The sequence below is a fragment of the Microbacterium sp. NPDC091382 genome (assembly GCF_044757025.1).
GTDB lineage: Bacteria > Actinomycetota > Actinomycetes > Actinomycetales > Microbacteriaceae > Microbacterium.
Window position 1 is genome coordinate 62,300 of the sequence record NZ_JBIVUD010000001.1, and the last position, 25,356, is coordinate 87,655.

The following is a 25,356-nucleotide window of genomic DNA, read 5'->3' on the forward strand; positions in this document are numbered from 1 at the left end:
CTCAGGCGGTCTCGAGCAGCGCTGCGACGCGTTCGCGCAGCTGACGCGGCGTGAACGGCTTGACGACGTAATCGTCGATCCCCGCAGCGTGCGCCTGAGCGACGTCCTGCGGCGAGGAGCGCGCCGTCAGCATGAGGATGCGCGTCGACGAGAAGTCCGGATCGGCACGCAGCGTCGAGCACACCTCGATGCCCGTCTTGATCGGCATCATCCAGTCGAGGATGACCATGTCGGGATGCCGCTGGAACGCCCGCTCGAGCCCTTCCCCGCCGTCGTGCGCGACCTCGACGTCGTGGCCCACGCTTTCGAGCACGTGGCTGAGCAGGGAGGCCACGTCGATGTCGTCTTCGACGACCAGGACAGATGCCATGGCGGCCCACCTCGGATTTCGCTAGCCGATCGAGACACCGGCGATGGCATGAGAATACACGCGAGACGGTAGCGCTGTACGGTGTACGCGTGACGACCGCCACCGCCGCAGGGAAGGCGCCTTCCGAGCCGTGGTCGCGCGGGCATCGCTGGGGCTACTGGTTCGCCGCCCTGGCCTGCATCGTGGTGACGAGCCTCGCCGGTCTCACCCTGCAGTCGCCGGGCCTTCCCATCGCATGGTGGTGGCCCGCGGCGGGCGCCGCCGCCTGGTTCGTTCTGCGCGTTCCCCGAGCCGACCGCGCGTGGCTGATTCTGACGATCCCCCTCGCCACCATCACGACGAACATCCTGGTCGGCCGCCCCTGGTACCTGGGCCTGCTCTACGGTCTGTGCAACACGCTCGAGATCGTGGTCTTCGTCGCAGCTCTCGGCCGACAGCGCGATGCCTTCCGTCTCGACTCCCTCGTGAACGCCGTCCGCTTCGTCGGCGCCGCCCTCCTGGGCGCGGTCGTGCTGGGTGTCACGATCGCGGCCGCCGGGGCGCTCCTGGCAGGTGGCTCGTTCTTCTCGGTCGCGATCGTCGCGTTCGCATCGCACAGCAGCGCGGTGATGCTGATCGGCGCACTGGCCGCCCTGCCGCCGCCCGAGACGAAGGGCGCCCATCCGATCGAGGTGGCGGTCTATCTGCTCGTCGCGGCGGCGACGCTCTTCCTCACCTTCGGCCCTGGCGGCGCCACGCACGTGACCTTCCTGGTGTTCGCGGTGCTCGCCGCCGCATGCCTGCGGTTCCCGATCCGGGTCGCCCTGGCTCTGACGCTCCTCACCTGCGTCGCCGCGCTGCTGCTGACGCTGACCGCCGGGGGCTCGTTCGGCTTCGACCTGGCGGCGTCGCGCACGTCGCCCGTGGTCCTGGTCGTGTTCATGAGCACCGTCGGGGTCTTCAGCATCCTCGTCTCGGCGGCACGGTACGAGGGACGCCGCGATGCCGCCGTCGCCCTCTCAGCCGCCGAAGAGGTCGCCCGCGCCGAACGCGCTCGCGTCGCCGCCCTCGCCGCGCAGCTCGAACTGCAGCGTCAGCGCGAGGACTTCGCGGTCGCCACCAGTCACGAGCTGCGCACTCCCCTGACGAACATGCTCGGGTACACCGATCTGCTGCTCGACTCCCGGCTCGATGACCAGCAGCGGTCCTGGCTCGGCGCGGCGCGGCGCGGCGCGGAACGACTGCGGGGACTCATCGACACGATGATCGATGCCCGCGAGTCGCAGACCTGCGACGCGGTCGCCGTCGACTCCCTCCTCACCCGCGTCCAGACCGCGTACGCGGCAGAGGCCGCCAGCCGGCGATCGTCGATCGTCACGAAGCCCAGCGGCCTGGTCGTGCGGGCCAGCGACGGCGACGCCGAGCGCGCGCTGTCGAACCTCGTGTCGAACGCCATCACATTCGCCGAGAACGGCACCGTCACGCTCGAGGCGACCCGCGTCACCGACGACGTGCTCATCTCGGTGACCGACGACGGCCCCGGCATGTCGGCCACCACCCTGCAGCACGCCTTCGACCGGTTCTACCGGGGGCCCGAAGCCGAGGGCCGGGGGTCGTCGGGGGTCGGCCTCGGCCTGGGCAGCGCGCGCGATCTGGCCCGCCGCAACGGCGGCGACGTCACCGTGACCTCGGTCGCCGGGCACGGTGTCTCGGCCGTCCTGCGCCTGCCCGCCCTCACCGACGCCGACGCATGACGTCTTCGTCGTCACACGAGCGTCACACCACCCTGCTAACGTGCGCCGAAGGAATGGACATTCCGGGGGGAGTGGCGACACCATGGCAGACACCATGACGACGCGAGCGGAGGGCGACAATCCTACGGTCGTCCGCGTCCGTCGTGACGCCCCCGCGCGCAACTGGCGACGCACCTACGCGCGGCGCCTATGGCTCAGCGACCTCCTCGTTCTCGTCTGGGTCGTCTACGGCACGCAGATCGCATGGTTCGGACTCGGCGCCGCGGACCTCGCCATCGAGACGGGTCGCGTCGCCGGCGAGATCTCGTACTGGGGGTTCTCGACGGCCCTGATCCTCGTGTGGATGCTGACCCTCAGCCTCGCCGACACCCGCGACCACCGGGTCATCGGCGGCGGCACGACGGAGTACGCAAGGCTCACGCGGGCGAGCGTGACCCTCTTCGGTGTCATCGCGATCGTCGCCTTCCTCACCCAGACCGAGGTCGCGCGAGGGTTCCTGCTCATCAGCCTGCCGCTCGGCATCCTTCTGCTGCTGTTCGAACGGTGGCTGTGGCGTCAGTGGCTCGTCGCCCAGCGAGCTTCGGGGGCATTCTCGGCGCGGGTGCTCCTGGTCGGATCCCGGCGCTCCGTCCTCGAGACCGCGCACGAGCTCCTGCGCACCCCCACCGCCGGCTACCACCTCGTCGGCGCATGCGTGCCGAGCGGCGCCGTCGCCGAGACGATCCCCGGCACCGACATCCCGATCATGGGGTCGATCGCGTCCGTCGCCGACGCGATGGTGGTGTGCGACGCGGACACCGTCGTCGTCACGAGCACCGATGAGCTGCCCGTCGACAAGGTGAAGGAGATCTCGTGGGGGCTCGAGACGGGCCGTCAGCATCTCGTCCTGGCTCCCGGCATCGCCGACATCGCCGGTCCCCGCATCCACACCCGCCCTGTCTCGGGCCTGCCCCTCATCCACGTCGAGACGCCGAAGTTCGGAAAGGGGCAGCGATTCCTGAAGCGGACGTTCGACATCGTCTGCTCGATCGCCCTCATCGTGGTGGCGTCTCCCGTGCTGGCCGCCGTCGCCCTGGCCGTGAAGATGTCCTCGCCCGGCCCCCTGCTCTACCGACAGCAGCGCATCGGACTCTCGGGGGCTCCGTTCGAGATGCTCAAGTTCCGCTCGATGCGCGTCGGCGCCGACCAGGAGCTGAAGGCGCTCCTCGAAGCTCAGGGAACGAGCGAGAAGCCGCTCTTCAAGATCCAGAACGACCCCCGCATCACGCCGACCGGCCGCTTCATCCGCAAGTACTCGCTCGACGAGCTGCCTCAGCTGTTCAACGTGCTGGCCGGCTCCATGAGCATCGTCGGCCCGCGTCCGCAGATCGCCGCCGAGGTCGCCCTCTACACCGACGCGGCGAGACGCCGCCTGCTCGCGCGACCCGGGATCACGGGGCTGTGGCAGGTCAGCGGCCGCTCGACGATGGAGTGGGAGGATGCGGTGCGCCTCGACCTCTACTACGTCGAGAACTGGTCGCTGACGAACGACATCCTCATCCTCATCAAGACGGTCCGCGCGGTCCTGCTCCCCGGGGCGTCCGCGCACTGACTCCGATTCTCGATCCGTGCCACACTGGCGACGGAGCAATGTGAAGCCGACAACCGACACCGACGCGCTACAGAACCGCGCGGTCGAAAGCCGCTGGGCGGACAGCCAACTGATCGGCACCCGTGTCCGGTCGGTGTGGCAGTGGCAGCTGATCTTCACGTTCAGCGTCGTGGCGATCACCGTCGCCGTCGGCGTTCTCGACGTCGGCCTGCTCGCCACCCCCGGCTTCCTGTTCGGAAACCTCGTCATCGTGATCGCGTCGATCGCGACACTTGTCACGCCCTGGGCGCGGATTCCCAAGCATGCGGCATTCGTCCTGCCCCTCGTCGACATCGTCGCGATCGGGTTCCTGACTCTCAGTCAGCCGAGCCTCGGTTTCTTATGGGTCTTCCCCATCGCGTGGATCGCTACGTACTACGGCAACATCGAGATCGTGACGTCTTTGGCAGCCGTCGCGCTGATGAACCTGGCCGACCCCCAGCACTGGGACTTCTCGCCCGGCGTGATCGTCGAGCTGCTCATCGTCCTGCTGGCGCTCGCCTTCCTCGCCATCACCATCTCGGTGGGTTCCCACCGCATCCGAGCCTTCCGCTACCTCGCCCGCAATCAGGCACGACGACTCACGAGCACGTTGGAACGCGTGCAGTCGGCGGAGCAGCGCGTCAACACGGTCTTCGACTCGATCACCGTCGCCCTCGCCAGGGTGGCGCGCGGCGGCGAGATCGTCTCGGCGAACGCCGCCTATCGCAAGCTCTACTCGCTCGATGCGCAAGACCTCCGCTTCCCCGTCGGCGGCGCGGTCGAGTACTCCGACTACCGCGGCCGCGCCCTGGCCCCGTCCGAGACAGCGCTGGCTCGCGCCGGCCGGGGTGAGACCGTCGAACGCGAGAGGCTGTGGCTCTTCGACCGCAGCGGAGCCTGGCGTGCCCTCGGGCTCTCGATCCGCCCAGCCGGTGCCAACTCGGTCGGCGAGGACACCTTCGTCGTCGAACTCGAAGACCTCACCGCCGTCGCCGAAGCGCAGCAGGAACGGCCCCAGGTCTCGCGCGTGATCGCCCACGAACTGCGCAATCCCCTGACCGCGATCCTCGGCCACGCGGACCTGCTCCTCGAAGGCGCTCCGCTCACCCCGGCCCAGCGGGACCACGTGAACGTCATCGAGTCGGCGAGCGAGCGCATGCTCACCCTCATCCAGGGGATCCTCGCTCCGACGACGGATGCCGACGAACAGCGCGCACGCTTCGATGTCGCCGCCCTCGTCACCTCGTCGATCGAGGCGTTCGAGCCCGCCGCATCCGCCTCCGAGCTCACGATCGACCCCGTCGTCGCGGGCCCCCTCGACGTCGAGGGCGACGAGTTCCGCCTGCGCCAGGTGATCGACAACGTCCTCAGCAACGCGATCAAGTACAGCGATCGCGGGACGCTCCGCGTCGCGGCCGCCGTCGACGACGACGGCTGGGTCGCCGTATCCATCGCCGACGAGGGGATCGGCATGTCCGCCGACGACGTCGAGCGGGTCTTCACGCCGTACTTCCGCGCGCAGACCGCCCAGGAAGGCGGCGTGCCGGGGACGGGCCTCGGCATGGGGATCGCGCGTGACATCGTCGAGAGCCACGGGGGTAGCATCGCCGTGGAAAGCGCTCTCGGACGCGGGACGACCGTCACGGTTCGTCTGCCCGCCGCAGGCCGCAGCGAGGGGGCGTACTGATGCAGCACATCGACGTGACGATCGTGCTCGTCGCGGTCGCGACGACATGCACGATCATCATGATCGGCCTCGGGTTCCTGCCCTATCCCGGGCGGGCGGCATCCATCTGGTCCTCGGGCTTCGCCCTCGCGATGCTGAGCTGCTATCTGCTGGTCGCGGCTGACCAGATCGGCTCCGAACCGCTGCGAGGAGCAGCGCACGGCCCCATCCTGTGCGCCGTGGGCTTCGTGTGGATCGGCCTGCGCGCCCGCCGCGGTCGGGAGCCGATCATGCTGATCCCGACCATCGTGGTCTTCAGCGCGTCCACCATCGCCCTCGGCCTCACCGCCGAGACCCTCGCGTACGGCGCCGTGTTCCGCGTGTCGTTCCTGCTCGCCGCCGTCACCGGGGGGCTCGCCGCGTGGGAGCTCCTGCGCCTGCGCAAACCCGAGCGCGAGATGTCGTTGCCGGTCATCGTGGTCTCGTGCGGCTTCGTCGGGCTCGCGCTCCTCGTCGCGATCGACGGCCTCGTCCGCGTCGCCGACGGCACGATCGGCGAGACCGAGTCCGACCTCGAAAACCTGTACAACCTCAACGAGGTCGTGGCACTGCTGTACCTGATCTGCGCCCTCGTGACCCTGCTCTACCTCGTACGCCGTGGTGCACAGTCCTCCGATCAGCGACAGACCGATGAGTTCTTCGGCGTGGCCCGTGATCGACTGGCTCGGGCGAAGGACGCCGGCGACCGCTGGTGGTCGCTGATCGATGTTCGCCTCGACGACGCGGGCGAGCTTCTCGACGCCTCGAGCGGTCGCGCGTTCCAGCGCATCACGGCACGGTTCGCCGAAGACATCCGCACCGTCATGCCCCCCGAGGCCGACATCTACGCAGTCTCGCCGACGCAGGTCCTGATTCTGCTCCCGCGCCCCGACACGGCCGTGCGCGGGCTGCTGTCGCGCTTGCTCGACCGCATCGGCACGCTGACCGACCAGCCCGCCGTGCCGATCCGCCTGTCGGCGAGCATCGGCGTCGCCGCCGCACCCCTGGCCGACTACGACCTCGATCGCCTCCGCGAGGCGGCGAGCGAGGCCGCCGCGCACGCCCAGGTCTCGGGCGGCGATCGGTGGGAGCGAGCGGTCTTCGCGCCCTGACGCATCGCCGGCTCATCACCGAGACGGCGCCCCCGTAGGATCGTGCCGATGTCCGAGACGTTCCTGTCCCCCGCCGCCCGCACCGTGGGCCGCATCGTCGTGTGGGTTCTCGGACTCGCCGTGCTCTTCGTGCTGTTCGTCGTCGGGTGGATCGCCGTCCGCGGCTACCTCGCGTACGACCACCTCGCCTCGGCCCAGAAACAGGCGCCCGCGATCGCGCAGAACATCGGCGACCTCTCGGCGGCGAGCGCCGCGCTCGACGAGGTGGCCGGCCACACGTCAGCCGCCCGCGACCTGACCTCCGACCCCCTCTGGCAGGGCGCCGAGGGCGTGCCGTGGGTCGGCCCGCAGTTGGCGGCCGTCGCGGATGCCGCAGCCGCGGTCGACGACGTCGTCACCCGGACGGCGAAGCCCATCGCCGCCGTGGCCGACGGCTTCGGCGTCGAAGCGTTCGTCCCCGTCGACGGGCGCATCGACACCTCCGTCTTCGCGGCGCTCGCGGGTCCCGCACAGAAGGGCGCTCGGGCCGCGGCATCCGCTCGTGACGAGATCGAGGCCATCGACCGCGGTCCCCTCATCGCTCCCCTCGCCGACGCGATCGACACGCTCGACGGCCTGCTCTCGCAGGTCTCGTCGGGAACCGACGCGCTCTCGCGCGCGAGCCTGCTGCTCCCGTCGATGCTCGGCGCCGACGGTCCGCGAGACCACCTGCTGCTCGTGCAGAACAACGCCGAGTGGCGGACGCTGGGCGGCATCGTCGGCGCCTCGACGTTCCTGCGCACCGACGACGGCGCCATCGCGCTCGACGGGCAGCTGTCGTCCGCGGACTACGACCGGTACGACGACTCGGTGCTCGACCTCGGCGAGTACGACTCGCTCTACGGGGCGAAGCCCGGGCGCTACATGCAGAACGTCACGCAGGTGCCGGACTTCTCGCTGACCGCCCGGCTGGCGCAGGAGTTCGCGAAGCGCGAGGGGCGCGACGTCAGCAGCGTCATGTCGATCGACCCGGTGGCCCTGTCGTACCTGCTCGAGGCGACCGGACCGGTTCGGCTGCCCAGCGGCGACGAGCTGACGAGCGACAACGCCGTCCAGCTCCTCTTGAACGAGGTCTATCTGCGGTACGAGGACCCGCGGCAGCAGGATGCGTTCTTCGCCTCGGCCGCCGGGGCGGTGTTCACCGCGATGACGAGCGGACAGGTCGACCCCGGAAAGCTCGTCAGCGCGCTCGGTCGCGCCGGCGCCGAACACCGCCTGTTCATCTGGAGCGCGGACGCGGACGACGAGAAGGTCCTCGCGGGGACGACGCTCGCGGGCGCTCCGCCCACGACGGACGCCGACACCGCCCGCTTCGGCGTGTTCTTCAACGACGGCACGGGGTCGAAGATGGATTACTACATGACGCCCGCCGTCGAGCTCGGCTGGTCGGGGTGCGGCAACGGCACGACGCCCCGCACGCTGTCGCTGACCGTCCGCCTGACCAACGATGCGCCCCCGGATGCCGCCTCGCTCCCCGAGTACATCACCGGCGGCGGCGTCTACGGCGTGCCGCCCGGGACCGCCCGGACGGTCGGCGAGATCTACCTGCCGAAGGGCTTCACGATCCGCACGGCCGCACCACCGACCGACCGCGCCTTCGGCGGCGCGAACGTCGACGGCCGGCAGGTGCTGTCCTACTCCGCCGACCTGAAGCCCGGCGAGACCGCCACGGTGTCGGTCGAGGTCAGTGCGGACACCGACATCCGCGACGCCGAAGCGTGGGTCACCCCCACCGCGGATGCCTCGCTGTCGCCGATCGTCCGGGCGTCGTGCGCGCCCGCGGGCACCGGTCTCTCGCTCGACTGAGGCGTTGCGCAACCGTCACCTGCAGGAAATCCCCGGTCGGGGAGCCTCCGGTTACACTCAGGTGAGTACCCCGCCTGAAAGCAGCATCCATGCGCCGCTCCCCCCGCGCCCTCGTCACGATCCTTCTCCTCTCCGCGCTGACGTTCGGCGCGCCCGCGGTCGCGAGCGCATCCACGATCTACCCGCCGGTCGACGCGTGTTCATCGGATGCCGCGGGTGCCGGTCCGGGCGACACCATCAGCTTCTCGTGCGACCCCCGCACCTTCGCGCCCAACGAGACCGTCACCGTCACCGTCACCGGTGAGAACGGCGCCGGGGCACGTTTCGCCATGGTCCGCATGGCGATCTCGACGGCGAGCGCCGTCTTCGAGTCCGACGCGTCGGGCGCCCTCCCGGCGATCCGCATCGTCCTTCCGTCGGACGCCCGCGGCGTCTACAACATCGCCGCCATCTCGGCGACCTCGACCGGCGGCACCTCCAGCGCCGTCATCGACTCGTCCAAGAGCAGCGATCCGCTCGTGCGCGCCGGGTTCGACGGCAACCAGCTGATGGGTCTGTGGATCGGGGCCGGTGCGCTCCTCGCGGCCGGTGCCGTCATCGTGATCGCGTCGGCCGTGCGGCGCCGCCGCGACCGCACCGACGACTGAGCCGGCCCGTCGGACTCAGGCGGAGGGTGGCGCCCGCCGGGGTCAGGCGACGCTCGACGACTTGCGCTGGATCGGCTTCGCCGTCACCAGGATCGGCAGGTGGTCGCTCGCTCCCTGCGGAAGCGTCTTGACCTGTTCGATCTCGAACCCGCTCGACGTCGCGAAGTCGTAGTACCCCTTGAAGAACTTGTACCGCGTGTACGTGCGCGCGTCGCTGAGACTCAGTTCGTAGCCGCTCTCGCGGATCACCTGTCCGAGGTTCTCCTTGAAGACGGGGTAGTTGAAGTCGCCGACCATCAGGATCGGCGCCCCCTTGCCGAGCGTCGACAGCTCCCGCAGGGCGGCACGGATCTGGTGCCGACGCAGCGAGTTCAACGCCGTGAGCGGAGCCGCGTGGAACGACGAGACGATGAAGTCGATGCCCGAATCGATGTCGGTGAGGCTGAGCCCCAGCATCCGTTCGTCCGCCGGCTTCAACACGATGTCGTGCAGCGACTTCTTCAGCGAGAACGTCTTGCTCGCGCCGGCGCGGAACCCGTTCTCGCGGTAGTAGATCGCGAGGCCCAGCCGGTTCGAGCGCGTCGCGTCGGCGAGCACGAGACCGCCGATGCGATCGGGCATGTCGGTGGTGTCGACCTCTTGCAGGCACAGCACGTCCACGTCGTAGCGGCCCACCAGTTCGGTGAGTTCACCCGCTGCGGCGTGCTTGCGCAGGTTGTACGAGACGACGGTGATCATCGAGCATCAAGCCTATGGCTAGAGTTCAAGAGTGGCTCCCAGGAAGCTGCGGATGCCTTCGGCCCGCCTACTCGTCCCCGTGGCGATCATCGCGGCGCTCGTGCTCGTCCTCGTGCTCGTCGGCGTCATCGGCAGCGCCGTGACCCGCGGCTTCTTCGCACTCGCCGCGCAGCCCCCGCACGTCGGGACGACGATCGTGGCACCGGAGCAGGCGAAGGCGGCCGCGGCATCCCGAGACCTGTCCGGTGAGCAGAAGGATGCCGCCACCTACCTCGCCGAGCAGCCCACCGCGTATTGGCTCACCCCCGAGCAGGACTCCATCGGCACAGCCGGCGGCACTGTCCTCGATCTCATCTCGCAAGCGCGCGATCAGGGACGTTCGGCCGCGTTCGTCGTCTACGGCCTGCCCGGCCGCGACTGCGGCAACCACTCCGCGGGCGGCCTGTCCGAGCAGGACTACCCCGTCTGGCTCCGCGAGATCGGCACCGCCCTCGACACCGCGCCCGAGGTGCAGAAGATCCTCATCCTCGAGCCCGACAGCATCGCCCTCTCGGAGGAGTGCGGGAACATCGGCGAGCGCGCGCGACAGCTGAGCACCGCGGTCGACGAGCTCGCGAGCGCGAACACCTGGATCTACATCGACGGCGGACACAGCAACTGGCTGCCGGCCGAGAAGATGGCCGACCTCATCCGGCAGACCGGGGTCATCGACCGCGTCCGCGGCTTCGCGACGAACGTCTCGAACTATCAGGCATCCTCCGACGAGTTCGCCTACGCCGCCTCGCTCTCGCAGCTGCTCGGCGGCGCGCACGCGATCGTCGACACATCGCGCAACGGCACCGCGACCTCCGGCGGCGAATGGTGCAATCCTTCCGGCCAGAGGGTCGGCGAGCCCGGCGGCACGTTCCACGACGACGTCGTCGACACGAACCTGTGGATCAAGCCCCCCGGTGAGAGCGACGGAACCTGCAACGGCGGACCGGCGGCAGGCGTCTACTGGCCCCAGGCCGGAGTCGACCTGACGCAGGGCGTCCGCTGAGGCGTGTGTAGCATGATGACCGACTTTTCTACTGCGATCGGGGGCAATCGGCGATGAGTGATTCGATGTCGATGAACAAGACAGCGGTCATCGTCGAGGACGATCCGGACATCCGTCACCTCATCGTCGAAGTGCTCGAAGCGGCCGGATTCTCGACCGTCTCCGTCGGCAACGGCATCGACGGCGTGCGCGCCGTGCTGTCGTACCAGCCGCTCATCACGACGCTCGACGTGAACATGCCCGGCATCGACGGGTTCGAGGCGGCACGCCGCATCCGCGCACAGAGCGACACCTACATCATCATGATCACCGGTCTCGAAGAAGAGGCCGACGTCGTGCTCGGCCTCGGCGCCGGCGCCGACGAGTACGTCGTGAAGCCCTTCCGTCCCCGCGAGCTGCGCGCCCGCGTCGAGTCGCTGCTGCGTCGTCCGCGCGCGACGGGCACGTCCGTGGCGACCGCACCGCGACAGGATGCCGCCGGCCCGTCGTTCCCCGGAGCCCGCCCCGCCGCGCAGCCGCAGTACGACACCGCACCCACCAGCCCCGTCTTCGACGAACGCATCATGACGCCCGTTTACCCCGACCCGCAGCAGGGCGGCGCGGTCATCGTGCAGCCCGGACAGTGGGGCGTTCCGCCGCAGGGTGCTCCGGGCGGTGCGCCCGGACAGGGTGCGCCCGGGCAGGCCGCGCCCGGACAGGGGATGCCGCCGCAGGGCGCTCCGGGCCAGGGGCTCGTGGCGCACGGCGCGCACCCGGGCAACGCTGTGGCCCCGGCATCCGCGACCCCGCCCGTCGGCGGGCCGGGATGGACCGTTCACCGCGACCTGGCCGTGCACGCCGAGCACCGCGTCGTTCTCGTCGCCGGGCGCGAGTTGACGCTCACCCGCACCGAGTTCGACCTGCTGTCGACGCTCATGGAGTCCAAGCGCCGCGTCCGCAGCAAGGCCGACCTGACGCTCGTGCTGCGCGGGGAGTCGTACGTCACGAGCTACTTCGTCGGTGAGGCCGACAAGCGTGCCATCGAGGCGCACATGACGAACCTGCGCCGCAAGCTCGGCGACAACCCCAACAACCCGCGGTACATCGAGACCGTCCGCGGCGTCGGCTACCGCCTCACCTCCGAGACCGTCGCCAGCGCCTGACCCGGGTCGCTCCGGCCCGCGTCACGTGCGTGGGCTTCGTGCGAGCCTGCCCGCGTCACGGCTGGCGTCAGCGGATGCAAGAGATGCCGGCCGACACCCGGCATCCGCCTCCCCGCCTGCGGCGTGTCGCGGCCGAACTACTGCATCGGCGTGCGCCCGCGTGGGGTCAGACCTTGTAGCCCTGGTGGCGCTGGAACAGCTTGATGGCCATCGTGAGGGTCTGCAGCACCGTGACGACGCCGACGATGGGCCAGCCGACCCACAGGATGGCGGACTGGGTCACGGGGTCGAGAAGGTTCCAGATGACGGCGATCGCGATCGCGACGATGGCGAGGATGATGAAGGGCGTCCAGTGGCCGAAGCTGACGCCGCCCTTCTCGGCCCTCGCCTGCAGCGCCCAGTTGTCGACCTTCTTCTTCGAGAGGAAGCGGGTCCACGATCGGATGAAGTGACTGATGCGGATCCACATGAAGATCTCGGCGGGGAACAGCAGCACTGCGAAGGCGATGTCGCGTCCGTTGGACTTCTCCATCGCGCGGGCCATGCGGAAGTTCAGGCCCGCAGCCACCAGCGGCGGGATCAGCCACCACGGTGAGAAGACGAACGCGTTGATCGACAGCGAGGCGATGAGCAGCGTGATGAACGCGACGCGGACGAAGAAGTTCGTGAGCATCGAGAACTGCTCGAACCAGCGCAGTCGCAGGTTCGGGTGGAAGGGCTGCCCCTTCGTGTCGCCGCGCTGGCCGGGCCACATGAGCTCGATGGCGCCGTAGGTCCACTTGACCTGCTGGGCGTCATAGCCCTTCAGCGTGGTCATGCCGCCGACGTCCGCACGCGCGAACGGGCTGATCTTGGTGAGGTAGCCGGCCGACTTGATCTGCAGCGACAGGAGCGAGTCCTCGACCTCGGAGTCCTTGACCCACGGCGAGCTCTGGTGGTTCTCCTTCATGATGTCGCGCAGGGCGGTCGTCGAGAAGATCGAGAACTGCCCGCCCAGCACGGCCATGTTGCGCCCGCGGAGCAGGTTCTGCATGTTGAACGCCGCGAACTGGGTGCGCTGACCGGCGATCAGCCACTTGGCGATGAACCCCTTGATGGGTCGGTCGTCGATCGTGTAGATCGCGGAGATGCCGCCGATGCGGGAGTCGGAGACGGCCTCGTTCTCGAGGTACTCGACGGCGCGACGGTCGGCGGTGGTGTCGCCGTCGACGCCCAGCAGGTAGTCGTAGCCCTCGACGAGCGCGTAGCCGTAGTTGAGGGCACCGACCTTCTTGTCGGGATTCTTGCCGATGTCGTGGACGAACACCTCGGTGAACTGCAGTCCGAGCTCGGTCTCGACCTCGTGCGGACCGGAGAACTCGGACGCGATCTTCACCGTGTCATCCGACGTGTTGTTCACGACGATGTGGATGACGTCGGGCACGCGGCTCTGCTCGAGCAGGGACCGGATGACGTCGGCGATCGACTCGGCCTCGTTGTACGCCGGGACGATGCACCCGATCGTGGAGCGGTGCACCGAGGAGTTCTCGAGCACGGACGCGAAGTCGTCGGCGAACTCGTCCACGGGAACGATGTCGCCCGGTCCGCCCTGCGCGGGCGCACCCTGCCACGAGCCCTGCGGCGCGGCATCCTGCCACGAGCCGGTCGGCTGAGCCCATGCCCCGGCAGGGTCCTGCCACTGCGGGACGGGCTGCGGCTGGGCGGGCTGCTGAGCCGCGGCCTGCGGGGCCACGGGCCATCCGGGCTGCTGCCACTGCGCCGCGTTCGGATCCTGCCACGCCCCGGCCTGGGGCTGCGCCGGCTGCCAGCCCTGCGGGCCCGGGATGTACGGAGTTGTCACGTCGGTTCCTCGAACTGGATTCACGGGGTGGTGGGGCCGCCGGTACCGCCGGTCGAGGTCCAACCGTCAGTTCCCGTGGCGCCCTGGGAGTCGCCTCCCGACGTGCCGCCGGTCGTTCCCCCCGTGGACTTGTCGGTCTCTGTATCCCGAGGATAGATGGCAATCGGGATGACCGGGTAGACCGTCTGCTGCGCGAACGACTTGTCGTCGTCCGCGGTTCCCTCGACCCAGATGTCGAGCGCGAACTGCAGCGTGATGCCGTAGGTGTCCTGCGGCAGCTGATTGATCGTCGTCTCGGGGACGAGCAGACCGCCCTGGTAGCTGTTGATCAGCAGGCCGCGGTTCGAGCGGATCGTGTCGGTCGGCACGAGCGTGCGCGGGTCGGCGCTGAACTGGAACGGCGAGCTGACCTGGTTCGAGGTCTGCGCGGTCTGCGAGCTGATGCTCACGTTCGAGAGGAAGACGCGGCGCTTCTGCTTGAGGACGGCCTTCTCGTCGACGCGGGTGTCCTTGACGTTGACCGCGAAGCCGAAGGTCTTCGGGTTGTCGGGGTGCCACTCACGCGTGCGCTTCGAGTCCACCGCCCAGAAGTCGAGGATGATCTGCAGACCGTCGGCGATCTCGTAGGTCATCTGAACAGAGCCGTCGTACGTGAACTGGGAGTCGAACGGCATCTCGGCGGTGCCCGCGGCAGGAGTCGCGTCGGGTGCCGGCACCGCCTCGGCCTGGTCGTTCGAGCCCGAGATGCCGTTGAACGCCTCGACGATCTGTGAGCAGCCCGACAGCGAGACGGCGGCCGCGACTGCCAACGCGACGACGGCCAGCCGACGGCGGGCCAGGGGACGGATGGACATGCGCGAACCTCGTTCGATCGAAGGGATGGAGGGCACCGGCGGCGGGGTTCGGGTCGCCGCCGCCGGTGCCACGTCCTTCACGTTAGGGGCGCGGCCGAACCGATCCACCGGAGTTCGGGAACCCTCGCGGCGGCCTTTACCGGATCTTGAGGTTCTTGAGGTTTCGGAGCGTCACTCCGACCCGGATGCCGCCTGCTGCGCGATCGCGACGGTCACCGTGTCGGTGGCGGTCTGCTTGGCGTACTCGTCGGCCTTGGGCTTGGTCTGTACGAGGAAGTCGTAGGTGAACTGCAGCGTCACGTACGTCGCATCCTCGGGCACCTGACCGACGTTGAAGGTCTGCGAATAGCTGTACGGCTTGAGGACCAGGTAGCCGTTCTTCACGCTCGCCTGATCGACCTGCGGGTCCAGCGCCGGGAAGGTCTCCTCGGCGTTGGCGGGCACGGCCAGCATCGTCGCCTTCTGCAGGTACACCTTCTGGCCGTCGTTGGGCTTCACGGTCGTCACGAGCGACAGACTCACCGGCTTCACGGCGGTCGGGGTCCACCGGTCCATGCGCAGCTCGGACCAGTAATTGACCGCCACGCTCACCGCGCCGGCGGTCAGGTCGCGCTGCGTCGACCCGCTCGAGAGGTCGTTCTCGACCGGGGGTGCGACGACGGGCGGCGGCGACGACGGAGCGGGTGCCGACGAGGTCGGCGACGGCGTGGTCGCCCAGGGCGCGGGACCGCAACCCGACAGGACGACGGCGGCACTCATCACGGCGGCGGCCGCGGCCAGACGCATCGTTCTCATCCGCATCATGACCCCTCCCCGCGGTGCCGTCAGTCTACAAGGGCGGATGGCGGGGGCCGTCCGCCGGGGATGTGTCGGAGTGAGTCGTTGTTTACCTGATCGAAACCCTAATTAGTTGCCGATACTGAGCGATTCCTGAATACTGGCTATGTCCAACCAACGAGGGGCGGTCGGTTGGATTTTTCGTTGCCGTCCACGCCTCGACCTCACGACGACCGAAAGCAGTCACCATGAAGCACAAGATCAGCAAGGCTACGGCGGCTCTCGCCGTCGCCATCGCGGCGGTCTTCGCGGCGCCGGCCGTCGCGAGCGCCTACCCCGCAGACCCCGATGTCGTCGACGCACCCAGCTCGCTCGCTCCCGGCGAGTCCGGAACCGTGTCGTTCGACGACTTCGCCGCCGGCGAGAGCGTCCAGTTCACCCTGACCGGCTTCAACGCCTCGGGCGCCACCCTGGCTCTCGTCGCGTTCTCCGCTCAGGACTCGCAGTCCATCACCAAGGAAGCCAACGCCCAGGGCGAGGCATCCGTTTCGGTGACGCTCCCCTCCAACGCCCGCGGCAGCTACACGCTCGCGGCCGTCGGTCAGGACAGCGGCGAGTCGGCATCCACGACCATTGCGGTCGCCGCAACGGGCCCCGGCGACGGCGGCACCGACCCCGGCACCGCACTGCCGAACGCCGGCTTCGACGGTGACGCACTCCTCGGCCTCTGGGTCGGCGGCGGCGTCCTCGTCCTCGCCGGTGCGAGCATCGCGGTTGCGACCTCGGTGCGCCGCGCACGTCGGGCATAAGGCACTCGCGAACCATCGCAAAAGGAACTCCCCCGGGCCACGGCCCGGGGGAGTTCCTTTTGCGTTCGGGTGGTCAGTCGAGCTCGCGTCGTGCGCGCGTCTGCTCGGCGCGCGTCGCGAGCAGCTCGTCCGCGGGGTACCCGACCTCGGTCAGGGTCAATCCGCGCGCCGCGAGCACCTTGATCTCGTTCGTGCGGGTGAGCTCGTCGCGGATCTCGGCGACCCTGCTCACCTCGATGCGCCCCTCGCCCACGGCGACGCACGCACCCACGAGCGCCCGCACCATGCTGTGGCAGAAGGCATCGGCCTTCACCGATGCGATGAGCGCACCGGAGTCGTCGCGGTGCCACCCGTACTCCAGCAGGGTGCGTATCGTCGTCGCCTCTTCGCGCGGCTTGCAGTACGCCGCGAAGTCGTGGAGGCCGCGCAGGCTGCGAGCCGCGGCATCCATCGCTGCGACGTCGAGGGATGCCGGCACCCAGGTCGTCCTGCCGCGCTCGAGCGGGTCGTAGCCCGTCGTCCTGTCCGCGACGCGGTAGGCGTAGCGCCGCCAGACCGCCGAGAAGCGTGCGTCGAAGCCGGCGGGCGCGACGGCGACACGATGGACGAACACGTCGGGGTACGGCCCGAGCACGCCGTTCAGACGGGCGGCGAGCGCCTCGGGCTCGGGACGGCGGCCCGACAGCAGGCGACGCTCCTGCCCCTCGGTGAGGTCGAGGTGGGCGACCTGCGCGGACGCGTGCACACCGGCATCCGTCCGCCCGGCGACCACCAGCCGAGGATCTCCGCCGAGGATGCGGGCGATCGCCGCTTCGAGCGTGCCCTGCACGGTCCGGAGGTTCGGCTGCCGCGCCCACCCTCGGAAGTCGGTGCCGTCATAGGCGAGGTCGATCCGCAGGCGCACGATTCCAGCCTATCCGCGGGCGTCAGAGTGCCGCGTCGACCTCGGCGCGCGTGGGAGGGTTCGCGCCGGGACGCGAGACCGTGATGCCCGCCATCACGACGGCGCGGCGGAGTGCGCGCTGCAGCGCGTCCGCGTCACCGGCCAGGAGGTCCGCGTCGTCGACGATGCTCGTGATGAGGCTCGCCATGAACGCGTCACCGGCACCGATCGTGTCGGCGACGTCGACGCGTAGGGGCGCGACCTCGACCGTGCCAGCCGCTCCCACAGCGAGCGCCCCCTCGCCGCCCCGCGTCATGACGACGATCCGCGGGCCGAACGCCGCGATGGTCTCGAGCACCTGCTCGGCGGACATTCCGGGGTAGAGCGCCTCGGCATCCTCATCGCTCAGCTTGACCAGGGACGCGGCACCGAAGGCCCGCTCGGCCACCGGTCGCGGGTCGTCGCCGACGAGGGCCGGGCGCACGTTGGGGTCGACCGTGACGATGCGCCCCGCCTCGCGGGCACGCTCGAGAGTCGTGAGCGCGACCTCTCCCCCGGGCTGCAGGAACAGCGCGATCGATCCGGAGTGGACGACGGATGCCGCGTCTGCGGCAGCCCCGGCCGCCGCGGCGTCGAGCGCCCACACGATGTCGAAGTCGTACTCGGCCGAGCCGTCGCCGCGCAGCCGCGCGCGGGCGGTGGAGGTCGCGGCATCCGTCCACGACGACTCGTCGACCTCGGCGCCCGACGCCGTCACCTGATCGGCGATGCGGCGGCCGCGGTCGTCCCGGCCCAGCCGCGTGAGGAGCGTGGCGGACACCCCTTGCCGGGCGATGCCGACGGCGACGTTCGCGGGGCTCCCGCCGACGTGCTCGGCGTCCGTGCCGTCGCGCTCGACGATGTCGATCAGCGCCTCGCCGACGACGAGGACGGTGTCCGTGTGGGTCATGCCCTCACTTTCGCACGACGGACGGTGCCGCGCACATCGAAGTCAGCGGACGACGGCAGTGACGGTCGGAAGGTGCGACAGGAGCTCCTGGCTGATCGATCCGAGCAGGAATCGCGCGAGCGCGCCGCGACCGTGCGTCCCGACGACGACCATGCGGGCATCCCCGGCGATCTCGGCGAGCACGTGCGAGGGGTGACCCCGCTCCACGCGCCGGACGACCCGGAGGTCTGGGTACCGCGCCGACAAGCCGGCGAGGGACAGCGCCAGGATCTCCTCCGTCGTCGCCTGCATGTTCGCCAGGTAGAGGTCGGGGTAGACCTCCATCGCGTTCCGGGGCGTGTGCACCGGAGTCCAGACACTGACGGCGATGAGCGGTTCGCCGAGGCGATCGGCTTCGGACGCCGCGAACTCTATCGCGTGCTCCGACACCTCCGAGCCGTCGATGCCGACGACGACGCCCATCCCCTCGCCCAGGTCACGGTCGGGGATGACGACGACCGGGCAGGTCGCGCCGGCCGCGATCCGGATGCCGTGCACTCCGCGTGCGGGCCCCGTGCCGGGGCCGCGATAGTCGCTGCCGAGCACGAGCATGGCCGCATTCTCCGAGGCCTCCACGAGCTTCGTGACGGGGTTGCCTGACTCCACCCGCGTGGACACCGGGACACCGGCATCCGACACCCGCTTCGCCTCGCCGTCGAGCAGCTGCTGGGTCGCGGTCTGCGCCGCCCCGAGGACCTCAGCCTCGCCGACCGCCCCGACGGCTCCGCCCACGACCGACACCAGTTCGATCGCCTGTCGTCGTGTCGTCGCACGGTCGATCGCCCAGTCGACGGCCCGCGTCGACACCCGCGCCCCGGTGACTCCCACGATGATGGTGCCCGCCATGATGCCCGCCCTTCCTGGACGACACGCCGACCCGATCGCGGTGACGTCTGCGGCGCTCGTCCGTGTCTCGGTACTGCCAACCTATCCCGCCTCCGCACGGGTCGGAAGAGACGGACGGTGCTCAGGATGGCTTCGTAGACTGGGTGCCGACTTTCGCCCGCCAGCCCTCGATCCCCCCTCGACGACTGCCCCTGACATGCCTCGAATCGCTCCCGCGCGCCTGCCAGGACTCGACGGACTCCGCGCCGTCGCCGTCCTGCTCGTCGTCGTCTACCACCTCTTCCCCGCCCTCCCGGCGGGGTTCCTCGGCGTCGACGTGTTCTTCGTGATCTCCGGGTTCCTCATCACGACACTGCTGATGCGGGAGCACGAGGAAAACGGTCGGATCCGTCTGCTCGAATTCTGGCGACGGCGCGCACGCCGTCTGCTGCCGGCGATCGCCGCGGTGGTCCTGGTGAGCGCGTCGCTCGCATGGATGGTCGGCGGCGACGTCCTGGTGGGGCTCGGATCTCAACTGGCCGGGGCCGCGACGTTCGCATACAACTGGGTCGCCGTCGCCGCCGGATCGTCCTACTTCGGTGGACTCGACTCGTCCGCGCCGGAACTCCTGCGTAACCTCTGGTCCCTCGCCGTCGAGGAGCAGTTCTACCTGCTCTGGCCGCTCCTGCTGCCCCTGGTGCTGCGGCTGCGGCGCGGGCGCGTCATCGTCGTCGTCGCGCTGGCCGCGGCATCCGCTGTCATCGCCGCTCTCCTCGTCGGCGCGGACCCCACGCGCGTCTACTACGGCACCGACACCCATGCGTTCGGCCTGCTGCTGGGCGTCGCGCTTGCCTTCATCCGCCCTGCCGAGCGGTCGCGAGGCGTCCCGGTGACGATCGGCGCATTCGCCCTCGCGGCGATCGTCGCGCTGGCCTTCGTCACGCCGGGACGAGGAGCGGAGACGTTCCCGGGTCTGCTGCTCGCGGCATCCGCCCTCGCCGTCACCGCCATCGCGGCGGCGGTGCGTCCCGGCTCGCGGCTCGGACGGGCGCTCGACGCCGCCCCGCTGCGCTGGGTGGGCGAGCGGTCGTTCGGCATCTACCTGTGGCACTGGCCGCTCGTCGTGCTGCTCACCGTCACGACGACGGGAGTCTCGCCCGACGTCGCCGTTCCCGTCGAGGTCGCGGCGGCCGCGCTGGTCCTGACCCTGCTGGCCGCGGAGATCTCGTACCGCTTCGTCGAGCAGCCGGTCCGGCGGCGGGGGCTCCGCGCTTCGGTGCGCACGGTCGTGCGAGCCTTCCGCGGTGGCCCCGCGCGCCGACTCGCTGCGACCGCCGCGCTCGCCACGGGCGCCCTCGTCGTGGCCGGGACCACCGCCGCCGTCGCCGACGCGCCCAGCGTCGCCTCGAGCGAAACCGTGGTCCAGAACGGCGCGGCGGCCCTCGACGGCGGCACCCGCCGGTCCGACCACGCGACCCTCCCCGGCGCCGCCCTCCGCGGCGATGTCCCGCTGCTGCAGCCCGAGTGCCCGACGGCCAACCTCGCCGACGACGCCGGCCTGTGCACGGCTCCGGACGGACGCCCCGCTCCCCCGGCACCGGCGCGCGTCGCGGGCGCCCGTGTGACCGCTGTGGGCGACTCCGTCATGCTCGCCTCCGCCGGCGGACTGATCGATCGGATGCCGGGCGTCGACATCGATGCGAAGGTATCCCGCTCGATGAGCGCGGGGGTGAAGATCGTCGACGCCCTGGCCGCGCGAGGCGAGTTGCGCGACTACGTCGTCGTCGGTCTCGGTACCAACGGGCCGGTCGATCCGGACGATCTCGCGCAGCTGAAGAAGGATGTCGGACCGACGCGCACGCTGGTGCTCGTGACTGCTCACGCACCCCGCGACTGGATTCCCGGCGTGAACGATGAGCTCCGAGACTTCGCCGACCGGGCGCCCGGCGTGACGATCGCCGACTGGTCGAGCGCGATATCGGGTCACGAAGACCTGCTGGCGGGCGACGGCATCCATCCCGGTGCCAGCGGCGGGCGGCTCTATGCCGAGGCCGTCGGCGACGCGATCGACGAGGTCGAGAACAGTCGCGCCGAGCTCGAGTATCGCGTCGAGCTCGCCCAGTGGGCCGTCGCCGACGCCTTCACCCCCGCCCGCTGACCCCGCCCGGTCCACCCCCGCCGGTCCACTCCGCCGGTCCACTCCCGGCCGGTCCACCCCCGCCGGTCCACTCCCGGCCGGTCCCTCCCCGCCGATCCACATCATGTGCTCCCGACGAGGACACACCCTGCGCACAGTTCGGGACATGTGATCTCGACCAGAGCACATGATCCGGACGAGGTGGGCGGGCGCGCGCGGGCGCTGAGCGCGAGGGCCCGACGCGGCAACGAGGGCGGGCGGCGACGAGGTGGGCGGGCGGGCGGGCGCGCGCGGCGACGCTGCAGCGGCGGGGACGCGGCGTCGGGGAAGGAGAAAGGGCCCGCCCCGAAACGGGGGCGGGCCCTCGGATTCCCTCCGGGGAGGGAGCCTTACTTGGCCTCGTCGGCCTTCTCGTCCTCGGACGCGACGGCGTCCTCGGCGGTGGCTTCGGCAGCGGCGCCCTCCTCGGGCGACTCGGCACCGGCGTCGGTGACGTCCTCAGCGGGCGTCTCGACCTCGGTCTCCTCGACCGCGGGCTCCTCGGCGGCAGCCGGAGCGGCAGCGGCCGGAGCAGCCTTCTTGGTGGACTTCGCCTTCGGGGTGACGGGCTCGAGAACGAGCTCGATCACGGCCATGGGGGCGTTGTCGCCCTTGCGGTTGCCGACCTTCGTGATGCGGGTGTAGCCACCCTCACGCTCGGCGACCAGCGGGGCGATCTCGGCGAACAGCTCGTGCACGACGCTCTTGTCGCCGATGACCGAGAGGACGCGGCGGCGGGCGTGCAGGTCGCCGCGCTTGGCGAAGGTCACCAGACGCTCAGCGAACGGACGCAGGCGCTTGGCCTTGGTCTCGGTCGTCGTGATCGACTTGTGCGTGAACAGCGAAGCGGCGAGGTTCGCCAGCATCAGACGCTCGTGTGCGGGGCCGCCTCCGAGGCGGGCACCCTTCGTGGGCTTGGGCATGTCAATTACTCCTGGGAATGAAAGTCAGTCAAAAGGATCCGGCGGGCCGGGATCCGATCAGACGGTCTCGTCGTCGTAGCCGCCGTAGAAGTGCGAACCGTCGAACCCGGGGACCGAGTCCTTCAGCGACAGACCGAGCGAGACAAGCTTGTCCTTGACCTCGTCGACCGACTTCTGACCGAAGTTGCGGATGTTCATGAGCTGCGTCTCCGAAAGGGCGACGAGCTCGGACACCGTGTTGATGCCCTCGCGCTTGAGGCAGTTGTACGACCGGACCGACAGGTCGAGGTCCTCGATCGGCATCGAGAGCTCGTTGGTCATGACCTCGGCGACCGGCGCGGGGCCGATCTCGATGCCCTCGGCCTCGACGTTCAGCTCGCGGGCGAGACCGAACAGCTCGACGAGCGTGCGACCGGCCGAGGCGACGGCGTCGCGGGCGCTGATCGACGACTTGGTCTCGACGTCCAGGACCAGCTTGTCGAAGTCGGTGCGCTCACCGGCACGGGTGGCGTCGACGCGGTAGCTCACCTTGAGGACCGGCGAGTAGATCGAGTCGATCGGGATCTGGCCCGCCTCGGCGTACTCGTTGCGGTTCTGCGTGGCCGAGACGTAGCCGCGGCCGCGCTCGATCGTCAGCTCGAGCTCGAACTTCGCCGAGTCGTTGAGCGTCGCGATGACCAGCTCGGGGTTGTGGATCTCGACACCCGCGGGAGCGGAGATGTCTGCGGCCGTGACCTCGCCGGCACCCGTCTTGCGCAGGTACGCGGTGATGGGCTCGTCGCGCTCGCTCGACACCACGAGCTGCTTGATGTTCAGGATGATCTCGGTGACATCCTCCTTCACACCCGGGACCGTGCTGAACTCGTGCAGCACGCCGTCGATGCGGATGCTGGTGACCGCCGCGCCGGGGATCGACGACAGCAGGCTGCGACGCAGCGCGTTGCCGATCGTGTATCCGAAGCCGGGCTCCAGGGGCTCGATGACGAATCGGCTACGGAAGTCGCCGACCTTCTCCTCGGTCAGAGTGGGACGCTGTGCAATGAGCACTATGTGTTCCTTTCAATCACGTGACCGCTATATGACACGTGCAATTGGTGAAGTGTTGAGTTGTGTCGGGATGCCGGGGCGCGACGTGCGTCGCAGCCCCCGGCATCCGTCGAGGATCAGACGCGGCGGCGCTTCGGCGGACGGCAGCCGTTGTGGGCCTGGGGCGTGACGTCCTGGATCGAACCGACCTCGAGGCCGGCGGCGGTCAGCGAACGGATCGCGGTCTCGCGGCCCGAGCCGGGGCCCTTGACGAAGACGTCGACCTTCTTGACGCCGTGCTCCTGCGCCTGACGCGCAGCGGACTCGGCGGCCATGCCGGCGGCGTAGGGGGTCGACTTGCGCGAGCCCTTGAAGCCGACGCCACCCGAGGAGGCCCAGCTGATGACCGCGCCCGAGGGGTCGGTGATCGAGACGATCGTGTTGTTGAACGTCGACTTGATGTGGGCCTGGCCCAGCGCGATGTTCTTCTTCTCCTTGCGGCGCGGCTTGCGCGCAGCGGACTTGGCCTGTGCCATGTGAGTGTTCTCCTAAACCTGTGGCGGCGGCGCTTTAGCGCGCCTTCTTCTTGCCGGCGACGGTGCGCTTGGGACCCTTGCGGGTACGCGCGTTGGTCTTCGTGCGCTGGCCGCGCACAGGCAGGCCGCGACGGTGGCGGATGCCCTCGTACGAGCCGATCTCGACCTTGCGGCGGATGTCAGCGGCGACCTCGCGGCGGAGGTCACCCTCCACCTTGTAGGTGCCTTCGATGTGGTCGCGGAGGGCGACCAGCTGCTCGTCGCTGAGGTCCTTGACGCGGATCGACTCGTCGATGCCGGTCGAGCTGAGGATCTCGACGGAGCGGGTACGGCCGATGCCGTAGATGTAGGTGAGGGCGATCACCACGCGCTTGTCGCGCGGGATGTCAACGCCGGCAAGACGTGCCATGCGATATCTCCTAGGAGTAAGTGGAGGTGTGGAGCAGGACCGGTGCCCGGGCCTCCGACCCGAGGTGTCCCCCGCTGAGCGGGTTCTGATCCTGCCGAGATGTGTTCAGTTGTGAGCCTGGGGCCGCACCGGGGCGCGGCATCCCATCAGCCCTGGCGCTGCTTGTGACGCGGGTTCGACTTGCAGATGACCATGACGCGACCGTGGCGGCGGATGACCTTGCAGTGGTCGCAGATGGGCTTGACGGAGGGGTTGACCTTCATGATGTTCCTGATTCGCTGTCTTCGCCGACGCTCCGGAGGGAGCGGGGCGTTACTTCTCGACCGGTCTAGCGGTAGCGGTAGACGATGCGGCCGCGCGTCAGGTCGTAGGGCGACAGCTCCACGACCACACGGTCCTCGGGGATGATGCGGATGTAGTTCTGCCGCATCTTTCCGGAGATCGTGGCCAGGACCTTGTGACCGTTGCTGAGCTCGACGCGGAACATCGCGTTCGGCAAAGCCTCGGAGATCACGCCCTCGATCTCGATGACACCGTCTTTCTTGGCCATACGCTCGCTTACAGTTGGCAGACCGGTCGGTCTGCGGTGGGTGGGGTTTGTGGTGACACGCCGAAGCAGGCGCAACGCACCAAAGATTTAGTGTACGTGATAACGGAGCACCCCGCCACTCGGGCGCGTCGCGTCCGTCAACGCGAGGTCAGGTTCGCGACGATGTCCTTCTCGGCGTCGTACGTGACGGGGACGACCTGGCCGTTGACCATCAGCGTGGGCGTACCGGTCGCTCCCTCGGGAAGCTGCTGGGACTGAGCGAACGACTTGTACTCGCCGTCCTTGATCGCCTTCTCGAGCGTGGCGGTCATCTTCACGCCGGAGTCCTTGGCCAGCTGGACCAGCTCGTCGTCGGTGAGGCCCGGCGTCTGCTCCTTGGGCTGCTTTTCGTAGAGCGCCCGGAAGAACGCGTAGGCGTTGTCGGGATCGGCCTCGGCGACGGCGTAGAAGGCGGATGCCGCACGGCTCGAGTACTCCGTGCCCTGCGACAGACGGTCGAGGATCGTCACCGGGTGCACCTCGAGCGTGATGCTGCCGTCGTCGACCAGCCCGGCGATCGTCTTGCCCTCGGCCTCTTCGAACTGTCCGCAGTAGGGGCACATGAAGTCGACGTAGGTCGAGACGGTGTCGGGTCCCTTACCGAAGGTGACCGCGCCGGTCTCCTTGTTGATTCCGCTCGAGGACGGCACCGGGCCGGGGTCGGTTGCGCGCGTGTTCAGGACGGCGACGACGGCGATGACGGCGATGAGAACCGCGACCACCCCCGCACTGACCCAGATCGCGAACCAGTTCGTTTTGCGCGTGGCCGTCGCCATGT

25 protein-coding genes are annotated in these 25,356 nt (G+C 69.5%); 10 read left to right on the forward strand and 15 right to left on the reverse strand.

Features of this window, described 5'->3' with window-relative positions; translation table 11 throughout:
- Position 1: 1 nt before the first annotated feature.
- Positions 2 to 370 carry a response regulator transcription factor gene (locus ACIQLK_RS00285; protein ID WP_400361972.1) on the reverse strand — a complete coding sequence of 123 codons (369 nt, stop codon included), beginning with the start codon at positions 368 to 370 and terminating at the stop codon, positions 2 to 4.
- Between the two features lie 89 nt (positions 371 to 459).
- On the opposite strand from ACIQLK_RS00285, the gene ACIQLK_RS00290 reads away from it, so the two are divergent.
- The 6 genes from ACIQLK_RS00290 to ACIQLK_RS00315 all read left to right on the forward strand — a co-directional run bounded on the left by ACIQLK_RS00290 (position 460) and on the right by ACIQLK_RS00315 (position 9,024).
- A complete protein-coding gene (locus ACIQLK_RS00290) occupies positions 460 to 2,103 on the forward strand; it encodes an ATP-binding protein (protein ID WP_400361974.1) in 1,644 nt (547 codons plus the stop codon).
- A gap of 82 nt (positions 2,104 to 2,185) precedes the next feature.
- Positions 2,186 to 3,694, forward strand: coding sequence for a sugar transferase (locus ACIQLK_RS00295; protein WP_400361975.1), 1,509 nt, complete (start codon positions 2,186 to 2,188; stop codon positions 3,692 to 3,694).
- Between the two features lie 40 nt (positions 3,695 to 3,734).
- Positions 3,735 to 5,402, forward strand: coding sequence for an ATP-binding protein (locus ACIQLK_RS00300; RefSeq protein WP_400361977.1), 1,668 nt, complete (start codon positions 3,735 to 3,737; stop codon positions 5,400 to 5,402).
- Positions 5,402 to 6,532: a hypothetical protein gene (locus ACIQLK_RS00305; protein WP_400361979.1), complete on the forward strand. Its 1,131-nt coding sequence runs from the start codon at positions 5,402 to 5,404 to the stop codon at positions 6,530 to 6,532. The genes ACIQLK_RS00300 and ACIQLK_RS00305 overlap by 1 nt, the downstream gene beginning before the upstream one ends.
- 48 nt (positions 6,533 to 6,580) lie before the next feature.
- A complete protein-coding gene (locus ACIQLK_RS00310) occupies positions 6,581 to 8,377 on the forward strand; it encodes a DUF4012 domain-containing protein (protein WP_400361981.1) in 1,797 nt (598 codons plus the stop codon).
- A gap of 89 nt (positions 8,378 to 8,466) precedes the next feature.
- Positions 8,467 to 9,024 (forward strand): cell wall protein, encoded by a 558-nt coding sequence (locus ACIQLK_RS00315; RefSeq protein WP_400361983.1) that lies wholly within the window; start codon positions 8,467 to 8,469, stop codon positions 9,022 to 9,024.
- 42 nt (positions 9,025 to 9,066) lie between these two features.
- On the opposite strand, the gene ACIQLK_RS00320 is transcribed toward ACIQLK_RS00315, so the two are convergent.
- Positions 9,067 to 9,762, reverse strand: a complete 696-nt coding sequence (locus tag ACIQLK_RS00320) for an endonuclease/exonuclease/phosphatase family protein (RefSeq protein WP_400361984.1) — start codon at positions 9,760 to 9,762, stop codon at positions 9,067 to 9,069.
- A 31-nt stretch (positions 9,763 to 9,793) separates the two neighbouring features.
- Here ACIQLK_RS00320 and ACIQLK_RS00325 point away from each other — a divergent pair, with 31 nt between their 5' ends.
- Entirely contained in the window at positions 9,794 to 10,801 is a 1,008-nt protein-coding gene (locus ACIQLK_RS00325; protein WP_400361986.1) for a glycoside hydrolase family 6 protein, read from the forward strand.
- Between the two features lie 53 nt (positions 10,802 to 10,854).
- Entirely contained in the window at positions 10,855 to 11,943 is a 1,089-nt protein-coding gene (locus tag ACIQLK_RS00330; RefSeq protein ID WP_400361988.1) for a response regulator, read from the forward strand.
- A gap of 166 nt (positions 11,944 to 12,109) precedes the next feature.
- Here ACIQLK_RS00330 and ACIQLK_RS00335 read toward each other — a convergent pair whose 3' ends face one another.
- The 3 genes from ACIQLK_RS00335 to ACIQLK_RS00345 form a co-directional block, all read right to left on the reverse strand.
- On the reverse strand, positions 12,110 to 13,783 hold the full coding sequence (locus tag ACIQLK_RS00335; protein WP_400361990.1) for a glycosyltransferase: 1,674 nt from the start codon (positions 13,781 to 13,783) through the stop codon (positions 12,110 to 12,112).
- A gap of 20 nt (positions 13,784 to 13,803) precedes the next feature.
- A complete protein-coding gene (locus ACIQLK_RS00340) occupies positions 13,804 to 14,637 on the reverse strand; it encodes a fructose 1,6-bisphosphatase (RefSeq protein WP_400361992.1) in 834 nt (277 codons plus the stop codon).
- A gap of 171 nt (positions 14,638 to 14,808) precedes the next feature.
- Complete coding sequence (locus tag ACIQLK_RS00345; protein ID WP_400361994.1) at positions 14,809 to 15,432, reverse strand: hypothetical protein; 624 nt, start codon at positions 15,430 to 15,432, stop codon at positions 14,809 to 14,811.
- 230 nt (positions 15,433 to 15,662) lie between these two features.
- On the opposite strand from ACIQLK_RS00345, the gene ACIQLK_RS00350 reads away from it, so the two are divergent.
- Entirely contained in the window at positions 15,663 to 16,223 is a 561-nt protein-coding gene (locus ACIQLK_RS00350) for a hypothetical protein (RefSeq protein WP_400361996.1), read from the forward strand.
- A gap of 73 nt (positions 16,224 to 16,296) precedes the next feature.
- Here ACIQLK_RS00350 and truA read toward each other — a convergent pair whose 3' ends face one another.
- Genes truA through ACIQLK_RS00365 form a run of 3 tightly spaced genes read right to left on the reverse strand, consistent with a single transcriptional unit; the run spans position 16,297 to position 18,940 of the window.
- Positions 16,297 to 17,127, reverse strand: coding sequence for a tRNA pseudouridine(38-40) synthase TruA (gene truA, locus ACIQLK_RS00355; protein ID WP_400361998.1), 831 nt, complete (start codon positions 17,125 to 17,127; stop codon positions 16,297 to 16,299).
- A gap of 22 nt (positions 17,128 to 17,149) precedes the next feature.
- On the reverse strand, positions 17,150 to 18,055 hold the full coding sequence (locus ACIQLK_RS00360) for a PfkB family carbohydrate kinase (RefSeq protein ID WP_400361999.1): 906 nt from the start codon (positions 18,053 to 18,055) through the stop codon (positions 17,150 to 17,152).
- Between the two features lie 42 nt (positions 18,056 to 18,097).
- Positions 18,098 to 18,940, reverse strand: a complete 843-nt coding sequence (locus tag ACIQLK_RS00365) for a universal stress protein (protein WP_400362001.1) — start codon at positions 18,938 to 18,940, stop codon at positions 18,098 to 18,100.
- A gap of 196 nt (positions 18,941 to 19,136) precedes the next feature.
- Here ACIQLK_RS00365 and ACIQLK_RS00370 point away from each other — a divergent pair, with 196 nt between their 5' ends.
- Positions 19,137 to 21,077, forward strand: coding sequence for an acyltransferase family protein (locus ACIQLK_RS00370; RefSeq protein WP_400362002.1), 1,941 nt, complete (start codon positions 19,137 to 19,139; stop codon positions 21,075 to 21,077).
- A gap of 368 nt (positions 21,078 to 21,445) precedes the next feature.
- On the opposite strand, the gene rplQ is transcribed toward ACIQLK_RS00370, so the two are convergent.
- The 7 genes from rplQ to ACIQLK_RS00405 form a co-directional block, all read right to left on the reverse strand.
- Positions 21,446 to 22,018 (reverse strand): 50S ribosomal protein L17, encoded by a 573-nt coding sequence (rplQ, locus tag ACIQLK_RS00375; RefSeq protein WP_400362004.1) that lies wholly within the window; start codon positions 22,016 to 22,018, stop codon positions 21,446 to 21,448.
- A gap of 57 nt (positions 22,019 to 22,075) precedes the next feature.
- Positions 22,076 to 23,065 carry a DNA-directed RNA polymerase subunit alpha gene (locus tag ACIQLK_RS00380; protein ID WP_400362006.1) on the reverse strand — a complete coding sequence of 330 codons (990 nt, stop codon included), beginning with the start codon at positions 23,063 to 23,065 and terminating at the stop codon, positions 22,076 to 22,078.
- A 116-nt stretch (positions 23,066 to 23,181) separates the two neighbouring features.
- Entirely contained in the window at positions 23,182 to 23,580 is a 399-nt protein-coding gene (rpsK, locus tag ACIQLK_RS00385) for a 30S ribosomal protein S11 (RefSeq protein WP_018171470.1), read from the reverse strand.
- A 34-nt stretch (positions 23,581 to 23,614) separates the two neighbouring features.
- Positions 23,615 to 23,989, reverse strand: coding sequence for a 30S ribosomal protein S13 (gene rpsM / locus ACIQLK_RS00390; RefSeq protein ID WP_036309878.1), 375 nt, complete (start codon positions 23,987 to 23,989; stop codon positions 23,615 to 23,617).
- Between the two features lie 146 nt (positions 23,990 to 24,135).
- Complete coding sequence (rpmJ, locus tag ACIQLK_RS00395) at positions 24,136 to 24,252, reverse strand: 50S ribosomal protein L36 (RefSeq protein ID WP_005050492.1); 117 nt, start codon at positions 24,250 to 24,252, stop codon at positions 24,136 to 24,138.
- Between the two features lie 65 nt (positions 24,253 to 24,317).
- A complete protein-coding gene (infA, locus tag ACIQLK_RS00400; protein ID WP_017201569.1) occupies positions 24,318 to 24,539 on the reverse strand; it encodes a translation initiation factor IF-1 in 222 nt (73 codons plus the stop codon).
- A 137-nt stretch (positions 24,540 to 24,676) separates the two neighbouring features.
- On the reverse strand, positions 24,677 to 25,354 hold the full coding sequence (locus tag ACIQLK_RS00405) for a DsbA family protein (RefSeq protein WP_400362008.1): 678 nt from the start codon (positions 25,352 to 25,354) through the stop codon (positions 24,677 to 24,679).
- Positions 25,355 to 25,356: the final 2 nt, after the last annotated feature.

Bases quoted from the DNA above. Each gene is read 5' to 3' on its own strand.
- ACIQLK_RS00285 (WP_400361972.1), bottom strand. From the start codon at position 370: ATGGCATCTGTCCTGGTCGTCGAAGACGACATCGACGTGGCCTCCCTG.
- ACIQLK_RS00295 (WP_400361975.1), top strand. From the start codon at position 2,186: ATGGCAGACACCATGACGACGCGAGCGGAGGGCGACAATCCTACGGTC.
- ACIQLK_RS00305 (WP_400361979.1), top strand. From the start codon at position 5,402: ATGCAGCACATCGACGTGACGATCGTGCTCGTCGCGGTCGCGACGACA.
- ACIQLK_RS00310 (WP_400361981.1), top strand. From the start codon at position 6,581: ATGTCCGAGACGTTCCTGTCCCCCGCCGCCCGCACCGTGGGCCGCATC.
- ACIQLK_RS00315 (WP_400361983.1), top strand. From the start codon at position 8,467: ATGCGCCGCTCCCCCCGCGCCCTCGTCACGATCCTTCTCCTCTCCGCG.
- ACIQLK_RS00320 (WP_400361984.1), bottom strand. From the start codon at position 9,762: ATGATCACCGTCGTCTCGTACAACCTGCGCAAGCACGCCGCAGCGGGT.
- ACIQLK_RS00330 (WP_400361988.1), top strand. From the start codon at position 10,855: ATGAGTGATTCGATGTCGATGAACAAGACAGCGGTCATCGTCGAGGAC.
- ACIQLK_RS00340 (WP_400361992.1), bottom strand. From the start codon at position 14,637: ATGTCCATCCGTCCCCTGGCCCGCCGTCGGCTGGCCGTCGTCGCGTTG.
- ACIQLK_RS00345 (WP_400361994.1), bottom strand. From the start codon at position 15,432: ATGAGAACGATGCGTCTGGCCGCGGCCGCCGCCGTGATGAGTGCCGCC.
- ACIQLK_RS00350 (WP_400361996.1), top strand. From the start codon at position 15,663: ATGAAGCACAAGATCAGCAAGGCTACGGCGGCTCTCGCCGTCGCCATC.
- ACIQLK_RS00360 (WP_400361999.1), bottom strand. From the start codon at position 18,055: ATGACCCACACGGACACCGTCCTCGTCGTCGGCGAGGCGCTGATCGAC.
- ACIQLK_RS00365 (WP_400362001.1), bottom strand. From the start codon at position 18,940: ATGGCGGGCACCATCATCGTGGGAGTCACCGGGGCGCGGGTGTCGACG.
- ACIQLK_RS00370 (WP_400362002.1), top strand. From the start codon at position 19,137: ATGCCTCGAATCGCTCCCGCGCGCCTGCCAGGACTCGACGGACTCCGC.
- rplQ (WP_400362004.1), bottom strand. From the start codon at position 22,018: ATGCCCAAGCCCACGAAGGGTGCCCGCCTCGGAGGCGGCCCCGCACAC.
- rpsK (WP_018171470.1), bottom strand. From the start codon at position 23,580: ATGGCACAGGCCAAGTCCGCTGCGCGCAAGCCGCGCCGCAAGGAGAAG.
- rpsM (WP_036309878.1), bottom strand. From the start codon at position 23,989: ATGGCACGTCTTGCCGGCGTTGACATCCCGCGCGACAAGCGCGTGGTG.
- rpmJ (WP_005050492.1), bottom strand. From the start codon at position 24,252: ATGAAGGTCAACCCCTCCGTCAAGCCCATCTGCGACCACTGCAAGGTC.
- infA (WP_017201569.1), bottom strand. From the start codon at position 24,539: ATGGCCAAGAAAGACGGTGTCATCGAGATCGAGGGCGTGATCTCCGAG.
- ACIQLK_RS00405 (WP_400362008.1), bottom strand. From the start codon at position 25,354: ATGGCGACGGCCACGCGCAAAACGAACTGGTTCGCGATCTGGGTCAGT.